Annotated in this window: 12 protein-coding genes; 6 read left to right on the top strand and 6 right to left on the bottom strand. The window is 58.5% G+C overall.

Translation table 11 applies throughout. The annotated features are described in order from the left end of the window. Positions 1 to 44: 44 nt before the first annotated feature. The 3 genes from LJD29_RS07435 to LJD29_RS07425 form a co-directional block, all read right to left on the bottom strand. The gene (locus LJD29_RS07435) at positions 45 to 680 is read right to left on the bottom strand and encodes a HEPN domain-containing protein (protein ID WP_446745118.1); all 636 of its coding nucleotides are present in this window, start codon (positions 678 to 680) and stop codon (positions 45 to 47) included. Between the two features lie 5 nt (positions 681 to 685). Beyond that, the gene (locus LJD29_RS07430; protein WP_446745117.1) at positions 686 to 1726 is read right to left on the bottom strand and encodes a ParA family protein; all 1041 of its coding nucleotides are present in this window, start codon (positions 1724 to 1726) and stop codon (positions 686 to 688) included. An 88-nt stretch (positions 1727 to 1814) separates the two neighbouring features. Further along, positions 1815 to 2012 (bottom strand): hypothetical protein, encoded by a 198-nt coding sequence (locus LJD29_RS07425; protein WP_446745116.1) that lies wholly within the window; start codon positions 2010 to 2012, stop codon positions 1815 to 1817. Positions 2013 to 2127: 115 nt separating this feature from the next. Between LJD29_RS07425 and LJD29_RS07420 the strand changes: the two genes are divergently transcribed. Next, a complete protein-coding gene (locus LJD29_RS07420) occupies positions 2128 to 2649 on the top strand; it encodes a YjaZ family protein (protein ID WP_446745115.1) in 522 nt (173 codons plus the stop codon). Between the two features lie 259 nt (positions 2650 to 2908). Here LJD29_RS07420 and obgE read toward each other — a convergent pair whose 3' ends face one another. Further along, a complete protein-coding gene (gene obgE, locus LJD29_RS07415; RefSeq protein ID WP_446745114.1) occupies positions 2909 to 3946 on the bottom strand; it encodes a GTPase ObgE in 1038 nt (345 codons plus the stop codon). Positions 3947 to 4144: 198 nt separating this feature from the next. On the opposite strand from obgE, the gene LJD29_RS07410 reads away from it, so the two are divergent. The 3 genes from LJD29_RS07410 (at position 4145) to mnmG (ending at position 13237) form a co-directional block, all read left to right on the top strand. Then, positions 4145 to 7432: a TonB-dependent receptor gene (locus LJD29_RS07410; RefSeq protein ID WP_446745113.1), complete on the top strand. Its 3288-nt coding sequence runs from the start codon at positions 4145 to 4147 to the stop codon at positions 7430 to 7432. A 222-nt stretch (positions 7433 to 7654) separates the two neighbouring features. Continuing rightward, on the top strand, positions 7655 to 10978 hold the full coding sequence (locus LJD29_RS07405; RefSeq protein WP_446745112.1) for a TonB-dependent receptor: 3324 nt from the start codon (positions 7655 to 7657) through the stop codon (positions 10976 to 10978). A gap of 309 nt (positions 10979 to 11287) precedes the next feature. Further along, positions 11288 to 13237, top strand: a complete 1950-nt coding sequence (gene mnmG / locus LJD29_RS07400) for a tRNA uridine-5-carboxymethylaminomethyl(34) synthesis enzyme MnmG (protein WP_446745111.1) — start codon at positions 11288 to 11290, stop codon at positions 13235 to 13237. 27 nt (positions 13238 to 13264) lie between these two features. Here mnmG and LJD29_RS07395 read toward each other — a convergent pair whose 3' ends face one another. After that, on the bottom strand, positions 13265 to 14098 hold the full coding sequence (locus LJD29_RS07395; protein WP_446745110.1) for a tetratricopeptide repeat protein: 834 nt from the start codon (positions 14096 to 14098) through the stop codon (positions 13265 to 13267). A 122-nt stretch (positions 14099 to 14220) separates the two neighbouring features. On the opposite strand from LJD29_RS07395, the gene LJD29_RS07390 reads away from it, so the two are divergent. Continuing rightward, positions 14221 to 15105 (top strand): ABC transporter ATP-binding protein, encoded by an 885-nt coding sequence (locus LJD29_RS07390; RefSeq protein WP_446745109.1) that lies wholly within the window; start codon positions 14221 to 14223, stop codon positions 15103 to 15105. Positions 15106 to 15163: 58 nt separating this feature from the next. Continuing rightward, a complete protein-coding gene (locus tag LJD29_RS07385; RefSeq protein ID WP_446745108.1) occupies positions 15164 to 15916 on the top strand; it encodes a metallophosphoesterase family protein in 753 nt (250 codons plus the stop codon). Here the strand turns inward: LJD29_RS07385 and LJD29_RS07380 are convergent. Next, a complete protein-coding gene (locus LJD29_RS07380; protein ID WP_446745107.1) occupies positions 15913 to 16602 on the bottom strand; it encodes a DNA-3-methyladenine glycosylase family protein in 690 nt (229 codons plus the stop codon). The genes LJD29_RS07385 and LJD29_RS07380 overlap by 4 nt on opposite strands. Positions 16603 to 16690: the final 88 nt, after the last annotated feature.

Below are 16690 nucleotides of genomic sequence, written 5' to 3'. Positions count from 1 at the left end.
GCTTTGGCCAGACTCGTCTGCGATTTGATTTGTCATGAAATCGCTTATCGCATAGCGACTAGCTGATCGATCGCTCTAACGACCTTTTCGATATGCTCCGAAACTGCATTCAGGTCTGCTACTGTTATCGGCCAAGGCTCGCGGATTGCAGTCCTCTTAATGTCTCCCTCGTGCGCGATCATGTTGCGGCGTCGAATAATCAAGGAGTGTTTTCTTTTCAAACTCTTTGCAAACTCAGTTTTCTTTGCCGGGGTCGCACCTAGCTTTAGCGCTATTTCGTTCCATAACTCCACCGAGGATATTAGGCGCACGCCATTCGCAATGTCGTCTGCCGCCTGGTATGTTATTCGGCCTAACTGTTCTCGGACATGAAGATCGAACGTCGACGTAGCTTCGGTAGGATTTGCAGCAGACCTTATTCGCTGTACCGTTTCCATCTCGACTTGGAATTTCAAGTAGGCCGGTGTAATAGGTCGTCTTCCTTCAAAAATCGCGACCATGCCATCAGCAATCAATTCATGCACGAAGTGATCCATTGCAGAGACCCTAGATACCCACTCGGCCCTTAGCAACTCGTCTGCTTGCAATATGGCTGCGACGTGCTTTTCTATGTACGAATAAAGTCCGGATAGCAAAGCGCATCTATCCCAAACTGCTTCGAACTGAGCAATGGGGGTCACGGTACTTAATCGGTCAAGCTGATGAGCCTGTCTGCGAACTGCTCAAAAGCTTTCTGAAATGTCTGCATGCTTGTTACAGTTTGATCCCATACTGCGCCAACCTGCCCAGTCTGCTCAGGGGTGAGTGCGAAAATTGGTACCTGATGTTCTTGGGAAAACGCAATAAGGCTGTTGAAGTCGGCGACTTCGAGGACGGGAGTCCATGGGTCAAGCCCGCAACGTGTCTTGAAACTCGATGCGTCCAACATTCCTGCCCGTTCCAGCGCAGGGACGAGAATCACCCTGAGTCCGCTCGTCAACTGGTCGATCCACCTCTGAAATGCAGTGCTCGCTTTTCCGAGACGTGGGCGATATTTTTGTATCACCGCACCTGCAAAAGATGTTTTGGGTTCTGGAAATGGGTAATCGGCGGTCTTGAGGGCTTCCGTCTGGTAGGCGGCTACAGCCCAAGTTTTCCAGCGCGGTAGTACATTCGCCAGAGAGCTGAGTGCCATTGAAGAAAAATAGTCGGGATGAAGCGGCACGACAAAGTAATCGCTTGTCGTCAGAAGATTTTGATTGAGTGGCCCCAAGCTCGGACTCATGTCAACTAGGACATAATCAGCGTCATATTTTTCCGCAGTTCGCTCCAGGAGAAATCTGATGGAGCCTGGCAAATTCCGTAGAGCTAGTAAGGAGCCGCTGAGTTCTTGGGCGATACCAAGGGTGGTTTCGTATTCGGCTAGATTAATGTGGCCAGGTAGAAGCCACAAATTCTCTACGCCTGAAATTGCTACGCACTCTACTGCAGAGACTTCTCTAGGTTGGGACTCGAACGCGGGTGCAAGCCCGTCTTTGATGTTGTTGGGTGGCGCACTCGCATAGATTTTCTCAAGATCATCTACTCGTTGAAAGCCCATCACCATCCCAGTGAGGTTGCACTGGGGATCGAAATCGGCAAGGATAACTTTCTTACCCTTTAACGCCATTGTCCAGCCAAGGTTAAATGCGGTTGTAGTCTTACTTACACCGCCCTTGTGATTAAAAAGACAAATAATTTTCGTCATCGATCCGCGAGACTCCAACTCGTACCAGCGTAAGTCTAATCTAACTCACAAAAGACAAAAAGTACGTCGAATGCGGATAACTGCTCCCTTACAGCGCCACGCCAGCCTTTTCAGCCTCCCGCAGCGCGAACACCTTTTCCCTGATCGCATACTTCAGCTTGTCGATTCCGAGGTCTATTACGGCTGAGATCTCGTAGAAGTCGAGCTTCTTTCGCTTGGCCATGGCCTTCAGCTTTTTGAGCTTGTCAGGGTTGGCCAAGTCGGCTTTGGAGGCGACGACGATCATGGGTTTCTCGTCGAGTCCGCGACTTCAGGCTGGTCAACTCACTCATGATTACCTTGGCGTTGCGAGTCGCGAGTGGGCGGGAGTTTCTGAGGGAAGATTCTCTGATACTGAATGAGTGAAGTGGCGGCCCTTCAAGCATGGAGACGTTGAGTATTCGCTCCATCACCTCAATCGCTGCACCATTGAGTTCATCGTTCCGCCTGTGAGCGATAAGCCCGAGCGAAAATACATTGTCGATGTGAGCTACAGCCTTCATTGCTTTACGAAGGGCCTGCCCGAAGATGGAGCTTACGATCGATCCCTGCTTTACAGCGATAAGAGGGAGTCGAGGCTGTTTGATCCACGCCGGTATAGCCTGTCGCAAAATCTGCCGGGAATTGTGAGTGAACTGATTCGCCGGTACTGCATGCACACCGGGCACGGGAACTTCTTCACCGTCGCCATCTTGGACGAAAACGGGCAGGAGGTCGATTACGACATCTTCTTTACCGTTTCGAAGTCTTCCACCAAGGGGCGTTTGAATCTCTACATTCAAACTGCGTTTGTCAGGGAAAGGAACAAGCTTCCGGCAGGCAAGCCGATCCGTTTTGAGATCATCCTTTACAACACTCTGCATGGAAAGAAGATCAGGGACTAAAGGCAGAAGGGAGATCCTCTCGGACCTCCCTTAGAAGACTGCTAATCGGGGCCTCTTTCAATTTCCACGCTTGGGTGGAGACCAGCGCTTGCTGGCGGGCGTCAACTCGTGGCTTGCCTATGGCCATCCCGTTGGTAGCTGACTCACTTAGAATACTCGCTTGGCCTGTCGCGGAGCAAGTATCTCCTGATAGGTTGTTGATTCGGAGGAGCTTATAGGACTCTAATTTATTCTGCCAGGAAGCTAGAGGTCGCGCGAACTACAACGCCACGCCAGCCTTCTCCGCTTCCCGCAGCGCGAACACCTTTTCCCCGATCGCGTACTTCAGCTTGTCTACTCCGAGACCGGTTACTGCTGAGATCTCGTAGAAGTCGAGCTTCTTTCGCTTGGCCATGGCCTTCAGCTTTTTGAGCTTGTCGGGGTTGGCTACGTCGGCTTTGGAGGCTACGACGATCATGGGTTTCTCGTCGAGTCCGTGGCCGAAGCTGGCCAGCTCGCCCATGATCACCTTGAAGTCTTCGACCGGATCGGGGCGGGCGCTCGCGTCCGACACGTCGACCAGGTGCACCAGCACGCGGGTGCGTTCGATGTGGCGCAGGAACTGCACGCCGAGTCCGGCGCCGAGGTGCGCGCCTTCGATCAGTCCCGGAATATCGGCCACAACGTAGCTCTGCTCAAACGGAGCTTCGCCGATCGAGACCACGCCCAGGTTGGGCTGGAGCGTCGTGAAGGGATAATCGGCAATCTTCGGCTTGGCGGCCGAGATGCGCGAGATCAGCGTGGATTTGCCCACGTTGGGATAGCCGACGAGTCCCACATCGGCCAGCACTTTCAGTTCCAGCCGCAGCGCGCGCTCTTCGCCCGGGCGGCCCATCTCGTGCTCGCGCGGGGCCTGGTGCGTGGAGGTGGCGAAGTGCTGGTTGCCGCGTCCGCCGCGCCCTGCCTTGGCGATGATGATGCGCTCGTCAGGCTGGCTGAAGTCGTGGATCAGCTCGCCGGTCTCCATGTCGTAGACCGAGGTGCCCACGGGAACCTTGAGGATGACGTCCTTGCCGTCCTTGCCCGAGCAGTTGGAGCCCATGCCGTGTTCGCCGCGTTCGCCCTTGTGCTCGGGGTTGAAGCGGTAGTACATGAGGGTGTTGTGGCGCTCGGTCGACTCCATAACGATGTCGCCGCCGTGGCCGCCGTCGCCGCCGGACGGGCCTCCGCGAGGCACGAACTTTTCGCGGCGGAAGGCCATGCAGCCATTACCTCCGTCACCGGCTTTTACACGTATTTTGGCTTCGTCAATAAACATTTTTCTCTTCTATTCTAACGAATCCGTTAGTCTGCATTCACGAATTCCAAATAATCAGGGAGCAGCTACGACTGGGGCGCGCGCGTCTCCGGCGAAAGCATGCCCATGGGCCGTTCAGGAGGCATGGCAGTACCTGAGGCTCTAAATTTTCGTCCGTTTTTGTGACGTATTGACGCTTTGCTGCGAGGAACGATCTGCATGAGAAGCCGTCGAGACGCGTTGTGCGTGCTCTTTGTACTGTTGGCAACGCTGGCGGGGATGGCTCCGGCGCAGTCGGGAACCGGCGGCACGGTCGCCGGGCAGGTTACGGACGCCGCGGGCAGGCTTTTTCCCGCGCTGGTGACGCTGCGCAGCTTCTCCACCGGCGGCATGAGCCAGGTGGTGTGCGACAAGCATGGCAACTTCCGCTTCGCCGAGGTGGCGCCGGGCGTTTACTCGATCCGGGTAAGCGCGCCGGGACTGGCCGCCTGGCGGTCGGACAGCGTGATTGTGGAAGTGGGCCGCATCACGCTGCTCTCGCCCAAGCTGAGCATCGCCTACAAGGACCGCATGGCGCGTCCGCAGGACGAGCGTCCTGGAGGCGATCCAACGCCTGCGATCACGAGCAATACCAGCCAGCAGGGGCTGGAATCCTTTCCATTAAGCGATGCCCGCTGGTCGAGCCTTGCAGCGCTGGCAGGAGGTTCGACCAGAGCAGGCGACGCTGCCGGGTCTCTCAGCTTTCATGGCCAGAGCCCGGCGATGAACGGCATTACCCTCGACGGCACCGACCACAGCCTTGCGTTCTTTGGCGGAGAGCGCGGCGGCAGCGGCAACTCCACTGCGCGCGCGGCGATTGGTGAGTTCCAGGTAAACGTGTCGAACTTCTCGGCAGAGAACGGACGCGCCACTGGCGGCGTGATCAACTCCGTGACGCGCAGCGGCGGCAACCGGCTGCATGGGCGGGCGGCTTTTTACGATCGTGGCGAGTTGTTCAACGCCGGCAACGGATATACATCGCTTGAAACGCAGAATGCCCAGGGTGAGTGGATCACTACGCCCTACACGCCGTCCGATCACCGCATGCAGTGGGAGGCATCTGCAGGAGGGCCGATCCAGCAGAATCGGCTCTTCTGGTTCTTCGCTTACGAGCAGCACCACAGGAACGATCCCGGAGTAGCGCGGGCCAACGAGCCGGAGACGTTCTTCGCACCGCCGACCGCTGCAGCCATCGCGACGCTCGCAGCGCGAACCGCGCAGAATGCTTCTGCGGCATTGGTCTCGTACAACAAGGCGATGGCTGATCTCGGAGGGCTGCTTGGTTCGGTGCCGCGCACCGCAAACCAATGGATTGCTTTTCCGAAGATCGACTGGAGACCGAATAACCGCAATCATCTTGTCGCGCAGGTGAACGTGATGCGGCGCACATCGCTGAACGGCGCGGTCTCGCAGGTGTCAGACACGTACGGCGTAAACAGCTTCGGCAACAGCAGCACGCAATCGGAGACGGGCATCGCCGGGTGGGAGTATTTTCTGACGCCGACGCTGCTCAACAGCGCCCGCTACCAATACAGTCACGAGATTCTGGCACAGACTGTGAATCCGCCGACGGGCTTTGAGCAGCAACTGGCCAACAACACTCTCGGGCTGGCGCCGCAGGTGTCTGTCGATCGCAGCACGGGCTTCACGTTCGGCACGCGCGCGTCACTCGATAAGCCTGCGTATCCTGATGAGCATCGCCAGCAGTATGTAGACGCGGTGACGTGGATTCGTGGCAGTCACGCGCTGAAGGCAGGCTTCGACTACAACTATGTCACGGACAGAATTGATGGACTGAATCAGCAGGCGGGTGTGTATTCGTACTCGAGCGTCCTCAATTTTGTCTCGGACCTGATTGCTCCGAGCCATTGTGACGGGTCGACGACAGGAGCGGGACTGGACCCCTGCTATTCGTACTTCGAGCAGGCGATCGGCACTCCAGAGTGGACCTTTGAAACCGCGGACTACGCGGCGTTTGTTGCCGACGACTGGAAGCTGACGCGCCGCTTTACGCTTTCTCTCGGATTGCGCTACGACTACGAGGATCTGCCCAGGCAGAACAAGCTGCTGGTGAATCCGGATTATCCGCAGACGGGCACCATGCCGCATGACCGCAACAACTATGCTCCGCGTGCCGGTTTTGCCTGGGATCTACTCGGCAAAGGACACACGATCCTGCGCGGTGGTTACGGTCTTTACTACGGCCGTGTACCCAATGCGACGGTATACAGCGCATTGACGGCGACGGGTACGGCGACCGCACAGCGCAGTTATTACTTTCGCCCGCTCGACACAGGGGCTCCGTCGTTTCCGTTCATCTTTTCTTCGACATCGAAGCCATCTGTGCTTCCGACGGTGACGTATTTCGATGCGCATTTCCAGAATCCCCAGGTCGAGCAGGCATCGCTTTCACTGCAGCAGGAACTGGGGCATAGATCGGCACTGATGATCGCGTACCTTGGCGCTTTTTCGCACGAGCTGCCGAGTTTTCTCGATGCCAACATCGATACCAGCGCCACCGGCACATTGAATTACACCATTGAAGATCCGAACAATGCTGGGCCTATCAAGCAGGCCAGCGTCGCGAGCAGGTTTTTCTATCAGCGAATCAACCCGGACTACGGCGCAGTCACGCGCATTGTCAGCGAGACGAATGCCACTTATCAGGCGGCGATGGCTCGCCTGGTGCATCGCATGACACGCGCGATGAATGTCAACGTGAGCTATACCTGGGCGCACGCCATTGACAACAATCAGGATGAGTCGACTTTTGCCCAGAACAACACGGTTTACGATCCTACCGACCTGCGCTACGAGCATGGCTCTTCGAACTTCGATGTGAGGCAGCGTGCGACCGGGGGGATCGTTCTTGAAACACCCTGGAAGTTTCGCGGCTTCGCAGGAGGCCTCTTCAACGGATACATGCTGGGCGCGACAGGAGAATGGCATACCGGACTGCCCTACTCCATGCGTACGATGGGCTCAGTCCCCGCGCCTTCATGTTCATACCAGGACTGGCTTGAGATGGGGTCGAATTGTGTGAACGCGCCGAACCAGGGCGGGGTGATTATTGGCGGAACCGGCACGGGTCCGCGTATCAGCGGGCTCGGAGACAGCCTGAATGGTACGGGCGGCAACGACATCCTGCCGCAGATCGGCCGCAACACCTATCGCTATCCTGCGGTGAGCAATCTTGACGTGCGCGCGTCCAAGACGACTCATCTTTCGGATCGCGTCACCTTCGAGATACTGGGCGAAGCTTTCAATGTAATGAATCATCAAAATGTAACTTCGATCGATCCAATCGGATACATCCTTGATAATGACGCGGCTTATACAAACACGGCGCACTTGACCTATCTTGATGGGAGCACTGGTGCTTCTGGATTCGGTACAGTGACGAATGCAAATAGCAGCACTTTCTATCGGCAGCGTCAAATCCAGTTGGGTTGCAAGCTTATTTTTTAGCGTTATTTACATCTCCTATTTCAATAAATTCACGCGAATGTAAAACTATAGTGGAAACATGTTCAGCGTGGGCGGCTGTATCGCCCGCTCGTGTTTCCTGCCCCCAGGGCATTTAACAAACTATAAATATGCCGGTGAAAGATACCCGGAAATGATTCACTCGCTGCGTATGCAAGACTGCTGATTTTGCTCAAGCTGTGCAGCCCTCTTTAGGAGAAACCAATGTCGCAACGCCCTCGTGCTGCCTTCTGGCTGGCACTCGTATTCTGCCTGTTTTCATGTGTGACCGTGTTCGCGCAGACCGCCGTGGATGGCGCTGTCGGTGGAACCGCGACTGACGCTTCGGGAGCCGTCGTTCCCAACGCAACGGTTGTCGTTCACGAGAACGCGACCAATGCCGAGCAGAAGCTCTCCACTGATGGATCGGGATACTTCCGCGCGATCCACCTCCAGCCGGGAGGTTACACGGTAACGGTTACAGCGCCGGGTTTCGAGACCTTCCGTGCTGCTGACCTCACCGTGCAGGTTGGCTTGCTCACCTCTGTTGAGGTCAAGCTCAATGCGGGTTCCGAATCGCAGACGGTCGAAGTGACCGGTGCTGCGCCGCTCGTGAATACCGACTCGCCAGCCGTTGCCGGCGTCATCGAACAGGACACGCTGCACAACCTGCCGGTGAACAACTATCGCTGGTCGGCCTTCGCGCTTCTTACTCCTGGCGTTGTGAACGATTCAAACGGCTATGGCCTGCTGAGCTTCCGCGGTCAAAGCACCCTGCTCAACAACATCACCATCGATGGAACCGACGACAACCAGGCGTTCTTCTCTGAAGAGCGCGGCCGTACCCGCGCGGGCTACTCGACCATCAAAGAAGCCGTTCAGGAGTTCCAGGTGAACACCTCGAACTACTCGGTGGAATATGGACGCTCCGCCGGCGGCATCGTGAACTCGGTTACCAAGAGCGGCACCAACTCTTTCCACGGCACTGGATACCTCTTCGACCGCGATGGCGACTGGAACGCGATCAACTCCTCGGTGACGCATGCCGTCGAAACCGCGCCCGGCAAGTTCACCGTGGTTCCTTTCCAGCCGACCGACCTGCGCCGCCAGTATGGCTTCAGCGTTGGTGGTCCCTTCCTGAAGGACCGTCTCTTCTTCTTCCTCGCCGGAGATCGTTTCTATCATGACTTTCCGGGCACCGCGACTCCGCTCGGCGCCAGCGCCAACGCCAACTTCTATGGCGCTGCCGATGCAGCGTTGCCTGGCGGCAAGACCTGCGGCACTACCACCGGAACCGCAGCTCCCAGCTACCAGGACGCGAACGTCTGCCAGATCGCAAGCAACACCGGCATGAGCTACGCGGCTGCTTACGGTATCTACAACAACGGCATCCAGGGCCTGAGCTCTATGCTCGGCACCACGCCCCGCGTAGGCGACCAGACGCTCTGGTTCCCGAAGATCGACTGGCAGGTCAATTCCCATAACCATGCTTCGATCGAAGCCAACCGTATGCGCTGGACCTCGCCTGCCGGCATTCAGACTTCCCCGGCGGTGGCCTACGGAAAATCCAGCTTCGGCAACGACTACGTGCGCGACAACTGGATCGTCGGCAAGCTCGACACTTTTATCACTTCCAGCGTGAGCAACCAGATCCGCTACATGTACGGCCGGGACTTCGAGTTCGAGTCGAACCAGGCTCCTACAGCCTACGAGCAGACCAACCTGGTCAACACCCCGAGCGGCTACGTCAATCCGCTCGGCCTGCCTACGAACGTCTACCTGAGCGGCTTCTTCCAGTTCGGTACGCCGCAGTTCCTCGAGCGCGCGTCGTATCCTGACGAGCGTCGCTGGCAGATTGCTGACAGCGTTGAGTGGATTCGTGGCAACCACGACTTCAAGTTCGGTGAGGACTACATCCACACCTACGACCTGCTCTCGAACCTGTACAACCAGTACGGCGGTTACAGCTACTCGGGAAACACGCTGCTCGGCAACTACATCTCTGACCTCTACCTCTCGCAGAACCCGGTTGCGGGCAAGACGGCCCAGCACTTCCTGAATTACACCCAGGGTGCCGGTCTGCCGGGCCTCCAGATGACCACCAACGACTACGCGGCCTTCGTGCAGGACCAGTGGAAGGTCAGCCGCCGCCTCAGCGTGACGCTCGGCATTCGCTGGGACTATGAGTCCTTCCCCAGTGCGCAGCTGCCGAACGCCCTGCTGCCGCAGACCTCGAAGCTCAACAGCAGTGCCGCCAATGTCGCACCGCGTGTCGGTTTCGCCTATGACGCTTCGGGCAATGGCCGCACCATCGTTCGCGGTGGTTATGGAATGTTCTACGCACGTGCCATCAACTCCACCCTCTACCAGGCTCTCGTCGGAACCGGCGCAGCCGGCAGCCAGAGCAACCCGACGCTTCTGCCCGGCGGCGCATGCACTCCGGTATTCCCGCAGGTCGTCGCTCCGCAGAACCAGGCAGCCTGCCTTGGCGCTGCCGGTGGCAATGTTACCGCCGATTATCTTGACCCCAACTTCAAGATTCCGCAGATTCACCAGGCCGACCTGACGGTGGAGCAGCAGATTTCGCAGAACGATGTTTTCAGCATCTCGTGGCTGGGATCATGGGGACGCCGTCTGCCCGACACTGTGGACACAAACCTGCCGACTCCGACCTCCGTACCGTTCACAGTAGTGACTGGCGGAAAGCCCGGACCGCTGCCTAACGGCTACACCTTCAACACGGATATCTTCTTCAAGACGGCAAACGCGAATGGCCGTCCCAACCCCAACTTCAGCTCGATCACCGATATCTTCAGCGGTGTGAACTCGAACTACGAGGCCTTCGTCGCGCAGTTCAAGCACCGCCTCTCGCACTACGTCGATATCACCGCCAACTACACCTGGTCGCACGCGCTCGACTACGGAGAAAACAACCTCACGGGTGCAAGCGCCAACGACGTGCTCGATCCTGCGAACTTCCACGCAGAATACGGCAACTCGAACCAGAACGTACCGAACCGCTTCGTAGTGTCGGGAGTCCTCAACGGGCCGTGGCATGAGCATGGATGGCTCGGCTACATCGTGAATGACTTCCAGCTGTCTCCGTCCTTCTACTTCCAGACGGGCCTGCCCTACTCAGTTGGCATCAGCGGTGCTTCCTCGACGCTGACGCCGGCACCGGGTGCGAAGGCGCAGAGCATCATCACAACCAGCTCGTTTAACGGATCGGGCGGCACCCCGAACCGCGTACCGGTGTTCGGCCGCAATGCTGTTCAGCAGCCGGAGATCTACAACGCCGACCTGCGCGCCTCCAAGCGCTTCGTTTGGCGCGAACGCTACTCGTTCGAGTTCCTGGGCGAGGCCTTCAATATCGCCAACCACCAGAACGTCTCGTCTGTGAACAGCTCGGCTTACTTCGTGACGAACACCACCGCTGGTGCCACCCTTACGCCGTACTCCACGCCCTTCGGGCAGACGACGGCTACCAACAACAGCAACTTCGCGCTCAGCCCGCGTCAGTTGCAGCTCGGCGTGCGCCTGCAGTTCTAAGCGCACTCTCCGAATCTCCTCGGGATTGTCATCTCGAGGAGCAAAGCGACGAGGGACCTGCATTTCCGTGCCTGTACGGGCGGAAATGCAGGTCCCTCACTTCGTTCGGGATGACAAGAGGGCCGATGGTTTCTGACAGGTAGGAGATGGCTTTAGCCATCTCATCCAGAAACCACCAGATATGGGGCTTCAGCCCCACGGTAAACAGCCTCAGCGGCTGAAGCCGCCTTCTTTCGTGGCTGCCTGATCCACGGGGCTGAAGCCCCGTGCTACCTGTTCTGCTGCTTCCTTCCTCGGTAGAATAAAAACGTGGCTTTCACGGAACAATACGATGTGGTTGTGGTGGGTGCCGGGCATGCCGGATGCGAAGCCGCCATGGCTTCGGCACGCATGGGCCTGCGCACTGCCCTCTTCACGCTCAACCTCGATCTGATTGCGCAGATGTCCTGCAACCCCGCCATCGGCGGCATTGCCAAGGGGCATCTCGTTCGCGAAGTCGATGCGCTGGGCGGCATCATGGGCGAAGTCGCGGATGCCGTCGGCATCCAGTTCCGTCTGCTCAATACCTCGCGCGGCCCGGCCGTCTGGTCGCCGCGCGCGCAGTGCGACAAAGCACAGTATCGCGTGAAGATGCGTGAGGTGCTGGAGTCGCAGCAGAACCTGTTCATCAAGCAGGCTGAGGTCATTAACGTCATTTTGAACGGCGACGATGACGAGGCCCGTATCAGCGGCATCAAGCTACGCGATGGCCGCACCATTCTTGCGGGTGCAACCGTCATCACCACCGGAACGTTCCTCAACGGCCTCATTCATTGCGGGGAAGAGCGTTATCCGGCTGGACGCAGCGGCGAGCCGCCCGCGATCCTGCTGGGCGAGGCTCTCAAACAGCTCGGTTTGCGCGGATGCCGCCTGAAGACCGGCACACCGCCGCGTCTTGATGGCCGCACCATCGACTGGGCACGCTTTGAGGAGCAGCCTGGCGACGCAGATCCTACGCCCTTCAGCTTTCGCACCCAGACGATTCCGCAGCGGCAGATCAGTTGCCACATCGCCTACACCACGCCGGAGACGCTACGCGTCATCCGCGAAAATGTCGGCCGCTCGCCCATGTACTCGGGTCAGATCGAAGGCATCGGGCCGCGCTACTGCCCGTCGATCGAAGACAAGGTCGTCAAGTTCCCGGACAAGACGCAGCACCAGTTCTTCCTGGAGCCGGAAGGGCTGAACACGCACGAGGTCTATGTCAATGGCATGTCCACGGCGCTGCCGATGGAAGTGCAAGCGGAGATTGTTCGCTCCATCCCCGGTCTCGAAAATGCCGAGATGCTCCGCCCGGGTTACGCCATCGAGTACGACGCCATCGACCCGACTGAACTGGATCGTTCGCTGCGCGTAAAGAAATTCAAGGGACTGTACCTTGCCGGCCAGATCAACGGAACGTCAGGTTACGAAGAAGCAGCCTGCCAGGGCCTGATGGCCGGTATCAATGCTGCGCTGGCAGTGAAGGGCAATGAGCCGTTCACTCTCGACCGCACCGAGGCTTACACCGGTATCCTGATCGACGACCTTATCAGCAAGGGCACCAACGAGCCCTATCGCATGTTTACCTCGCGCGCTGAATTCCGTCTGCACCTGCGCATCGACAATGCCGACCGCAGGCTCACGCCGCATGGGCGCCGCCTCGGGTTGATCGATGACAAGGCATGGAGCGACTATGAGGCCAAGCAGACGCGCGCGGTTGCGCTGGAAAAGCTGTTGTCTACGCTGCGTGTCAGCGTCGAGCGCATCGCATCGATACTGCCGGAGCTTACGGTCGCGTCGAGCCAGACCTATGCCCAACTGCTGAAGCGCCCGGAGCTGACGATTGAAACGCTCTGGCCGCTCCTTCGCGAAGATCTCGCGGCGCAGGCAGATTCCTCGCTCTTTGCCAGCTGGCTCGTGGATCAACAGGGAGGTCTTGCCTCGTCAGTGCGTAACGAGTTGAAGTCTGTTGAGACCGAGATCAAGTACTCCGGCTATCTCGACCAGCAGAAGAAGTCGATTGAGAAGCTGAAGAAAGCGGAGTCGCGGTCGATTCCCGATTGGTTCGATTACACGGCAGTGAGCGGTCTCTCGCGCGAGATGCAGGAGAAGCTCAAGCGCGTGCGGCCATCGACCATAGGACAGGCCAGCCGCATCCCCGGCGTTACCCCCGCGGCGCTCTCGCTGGTGAACGTCTACATCGAGATACAGGGCCGAAAGCTCACGTCCTCAAACTGAAGCGGGTCACGCAGCCGCGGTCGCGAGCTAATTCAGATGCTCCTCTGCCATCAGCAGGCGAAACTCGGAAGTGCCCCGCAGCGACGCGAACTCCTTGTCGTCCATGAGCTTCTTTCGGTCGTCGAAGCCTTCCATCAACGCCATCCGCAGATAACGTAGAGCCGCGTCGAAATTGCCGGCCTGTGCATACAGCTTGGCCAGCGCGTAATTCAGGGCCATCTGTTCTTCAGCCGATGCGGCGGCACTCTGGATCCGCGCGATCGATTCCCGTATGAAGATGCCGGGGTCGATCTCGAAGGCGTGGCGATACGCATCGATGCCCTGCTTCATCTTGTGATCCGCAAAGTACGCGGTGCCAAGGTTGCTGTAGTAGGAGGCGCTATCCGGCATGAGGTGCAAAGCCTTCCGGTAGAAGTTTTCTGCTTTACGAAAATTCTTCATGCCGTAGTAGACGGTGCCCAGGTTGTTCAGCGCTTCGGAGTAGTTGGGATTGATCGAGAGTGCCTTCTCATACTGCAGCTTGGCAAAGTCGAGAGCGTACATGTGCTGGTACGCGATCCCGATCTTGTTCCACCTGACCGCGGACTCGCGTGGACATTGCTGATAGGCGCGAATCGCCGCTGCATACTGCTGGCGCGTCATCAGCAGGTCTCCTCTCGTTTCCGGAGGAAGAGACTCGAGAGCGCCTTCCTGCGAAGGCGCTACCTGCGGTACATTCACGAGGCCGCGAAGGGGATTGCCGGGAGAGGTTTCGAGGTCGGGTGTTGCTGCCCAGAGTGGGAGAGTGCAGGCACACACTGTGATCAGGGCCAGGAATCGGGAGAAGAGTGTTGCCGCCGGAGAAAAAGTATTTGTTCGCATATCCGCCTCCTTGCGAAAGCCATGCGAAACCGGACAGCGAGGTCCGTACAAACCGGTGTGCGCAGTATCATCCCACTTTCCACTCACGTTCGCCAAGGGGCATTTCACGATACGATGGGCCTGTGGCTGCCTTGCTTGAGATCAATCGTCTGACCATGCGCTTCAGCGCGACGGAAGTCGTGCATGATCTGTCACTTGCGATCGAAGAGCGCACAACCCTCGGTCTGGTCGGCGAATCGGGTTCAGGAAAATCTGTAACAGCGTTGGCTATTACGCGGCTGCTCGATCACCGCGCCCAGATGACCGGCGCCATCCGCTATGCCGGGCAGGATCTGCTGTCGCTCGATTCGGAAGCCATGCGCAGGCTGCGCGGTAAAGAGATCGCCATGGTCTTCCAGGAGCCGATGACCGCGCTCAACCCCGTCATGCCCATCGGCGAGCAGATTGCGGAAGCGGTGCGCGTGCACCATCCGGAGCAGTCGCGCAAAGCCGTTCGCGACGCGGTAATTGAAGCCATGCACGCGGTCGCGTTGCCCGAGCCGGCGCGGCGTTACAACGATTATCCACACCAGTTTTCCGGTGGGCAGCGGCAGAGAATACTCATCGCCATGGCCATCGTCAATCGCCCGCGCCTGCTCATTGCCGATGAACCGACTACCGCACTCGACGTCACCGTGCAACGGCAGATACTCGAGCTGCTGGCCGATCTGAAAGAGCGCTTTGGCCTCACCATGCTTTTTATCTCTCACGATCTAGCCGTGGTCTCGCAGGTGTCTGACCGCGTGGCCGTGATGCGCCGAGGCCTTTTGCTGGAAGAGGCTTCGCGCGCCGCTATCTTTCGCACGCCGATGCACGCTTACACTCGGGCCTTGCTGGGGGCGGCTCCTACGATGGAGACTCCGCTCGACAGCCCGCTTGCGACTCTTGATTTTCGCGGCGACGACGCACGCATTCCATTGCGCGAGATGGCCGATGGACACTGGGCGCGAGTTGCCGAAACCGTCTAGCGCTCTTTTCATTCCGGGCACAGCGCGTTAGTGTGAAGATGGAGAACCGGTTGTCCTGATGCGTGTCCTGATCCTGTCTGACATTCATGCCAACTACGAGGCCCTGCACGCCGTGCTCGACGCGGCGCCCGAGCATGACACCGTCTGGAATCTCGGCGACATTGTCGGTTATGGGGCCAGTCCGAACGAAGTGATCGAAGGCGTTCGCGGACTGGGCAGTCTCTTTGTGCGTGGCAATCACGATCGCGCCTGTTGCGGCCTGAGTGGGCTTGAAGATTTCAATCCCATCGCCGGCCGTGCCGCGCGCTGGACGCAGGCTGTACTCTCGGCAGGCCATACCGAGTGGCTGCGCGAGATTCCCTCCGGTCCGATCATGTCTAGCGACCCGCATGTAACCTGCTCCCACGGGTCACTGCTTGATGAAGACGAATACGTCATGACTGTTCGCGATGCCTGGGGGCCGCTGCAGCGGACGGAGGCGCGGGTGAACTTCTTCGGGCATACGCATCTGCAGGGCGGCTTCGCTACGAACGGTAACGAGTGGTTCAGGCTTGCGCCGCAATACAACTCGCGCAACGGCTCGGCGCAGTTCAGGCTGGCGCTGCGCGACGATGGACGATATCTCATCAATCCCGGTTCCGTCGGTCAGCCTCGTGATGGCGACTGGCGCGCAGCCTTCGCGGTTTACGACGACACGGCTAACGTCATCACTTACTGGCGAGTGCCCTACGACCTGGAGACGGCGCAGGAAAAGATCCTGAATGCAGGTCTGCCCGAACGGCTCGCTTTCCGGTTGCGCGAAGGCCGCTAGTCCGGCGGTGGCGAGGGCTTCGCCGCAAGATCGCAGGCTCTCCACATGTACCAGCTCGCAATCGAGCGCCACGGTCTCCAGCGTTCGCCACGACGCAGCATTTGTGCCGGAGTCGGTAGCATACTTGCGGTAAATGGCTTCGTCTTCGGCAGCTTCTTGAAGGTGAGCGCAAAGCCCTTGCGCACGCCGAAGTCCGTAACGGGGAAGACGTCCGGCCTGCCCAGGCGAAAGATCAGCAGCATCTCGACGGTCCAGGGACCGATACCGCGCACCTGGGTCAGCCGGTCGACTATCTCGGCGTCAGGCATGCGGCGGATGCTAGCCAGCGAAGGAACCGTCCCATCGAGCGTTTTCGCGGCGAGATCCTGCAGCGCCAGCATCTTGCTTTGAGAGAGGCCGCAACCGCGCAACCGGTCCTCCGGCGCGGCGAGCAGGGTCTCAGGCGAGGGGTGAATCTCTCCGAAGAATGTAAGCAGCCGATGCAGAATCGCGGCCGCTGCCTTGCCATGCAACTGCTGATAAATGATTGATTCGAGCAGTGTCTCAAAGGGAGAATGCTGACTCTTAAGCCGCATCGTGAAGGGGCCGGCCTGCTCGATTAGTCTTCCCAGAACAGGGTCAGCCGCGGACAATTCCCGGCAGGCCTGCTGCACATCGTAGCGCGGAACTCTTTTTCCGTCGTTCATCGGCACCAGCCTATTACTTTCTGTGAAACGTTGCGAAACATCTGGAAGGGGGAGCTGCATCCTACGGCTAGTTCGCACTCGCTGTTAC

This window comes from Silvibacterium acidisoli (assembly GCA_022870745.1).
Lineage (GTDB): Bacteria > Acidobacteriota > Terriglobia > Terriglobales > Acidobacteriaceae > Silvibacterium.
Note: the sequence above shows the minus strand (reverse complement) of the source record. Positions and strands in the feature narration are given on the sequence as shown.

Coding starts and splice junctions, on each gene's coding strand:
- LJD29_RS07430 (WP_446745117.1), bottom strand. CDS start 1,726: ATGACGAAAATTATTTGTCTTTTTAATCACAAGGGCGGTGTAAGTAAG.
- LJD29_RS07425 (WP_446745116.1), bottom strand. CDS start 2,012: ATGATCGTCGTCGCCTCCAAAGCCGACTTGGCCAACCCTGACAAGCTC.
- obgE (WP_446745114.1), bottom strand. CDS start 3,946: ATGTTTATTGACGAAGCCAAAATACGTGTAAAAGCCGGTGACGGAGGT.
- LJD29_RS07410 (WP_446745113.1), top strand. CDS start 4,145: ATGAGAAGCCGTCGAGACGCGTTGTGCGTGCTCTTTGTACTGTTGGCA.
- LJD29_RS07405 (WP_446745112.1), top strand. CDS start 7,655: ATGTCGCAACGCCCTCGTGCTGCCTTCTGGCTGGCACTCGTATTCTGC.
- LJD29_RS07395 (WP_446745110.1), bottom strand. CDS start 14,098: ATGCGAACAAATACTTTTTCTCCGGCGGCAACACTCTTCTCCCGATTC.
- LJD29_RS07385 (WP_446745108.1), top strand. CDS start 15,164: ATGCGTGTCCTGATCCTGTCTGACATTCATGCCAACTACGAGGCCCTG.
- LJD29_RS07380 (WP_446745107.1), bottom strand. CDS start 16,602: ATGAACGACGGAAAAAGAGTTCCGCGCTACGATGTGCAGCAGGCCTGC.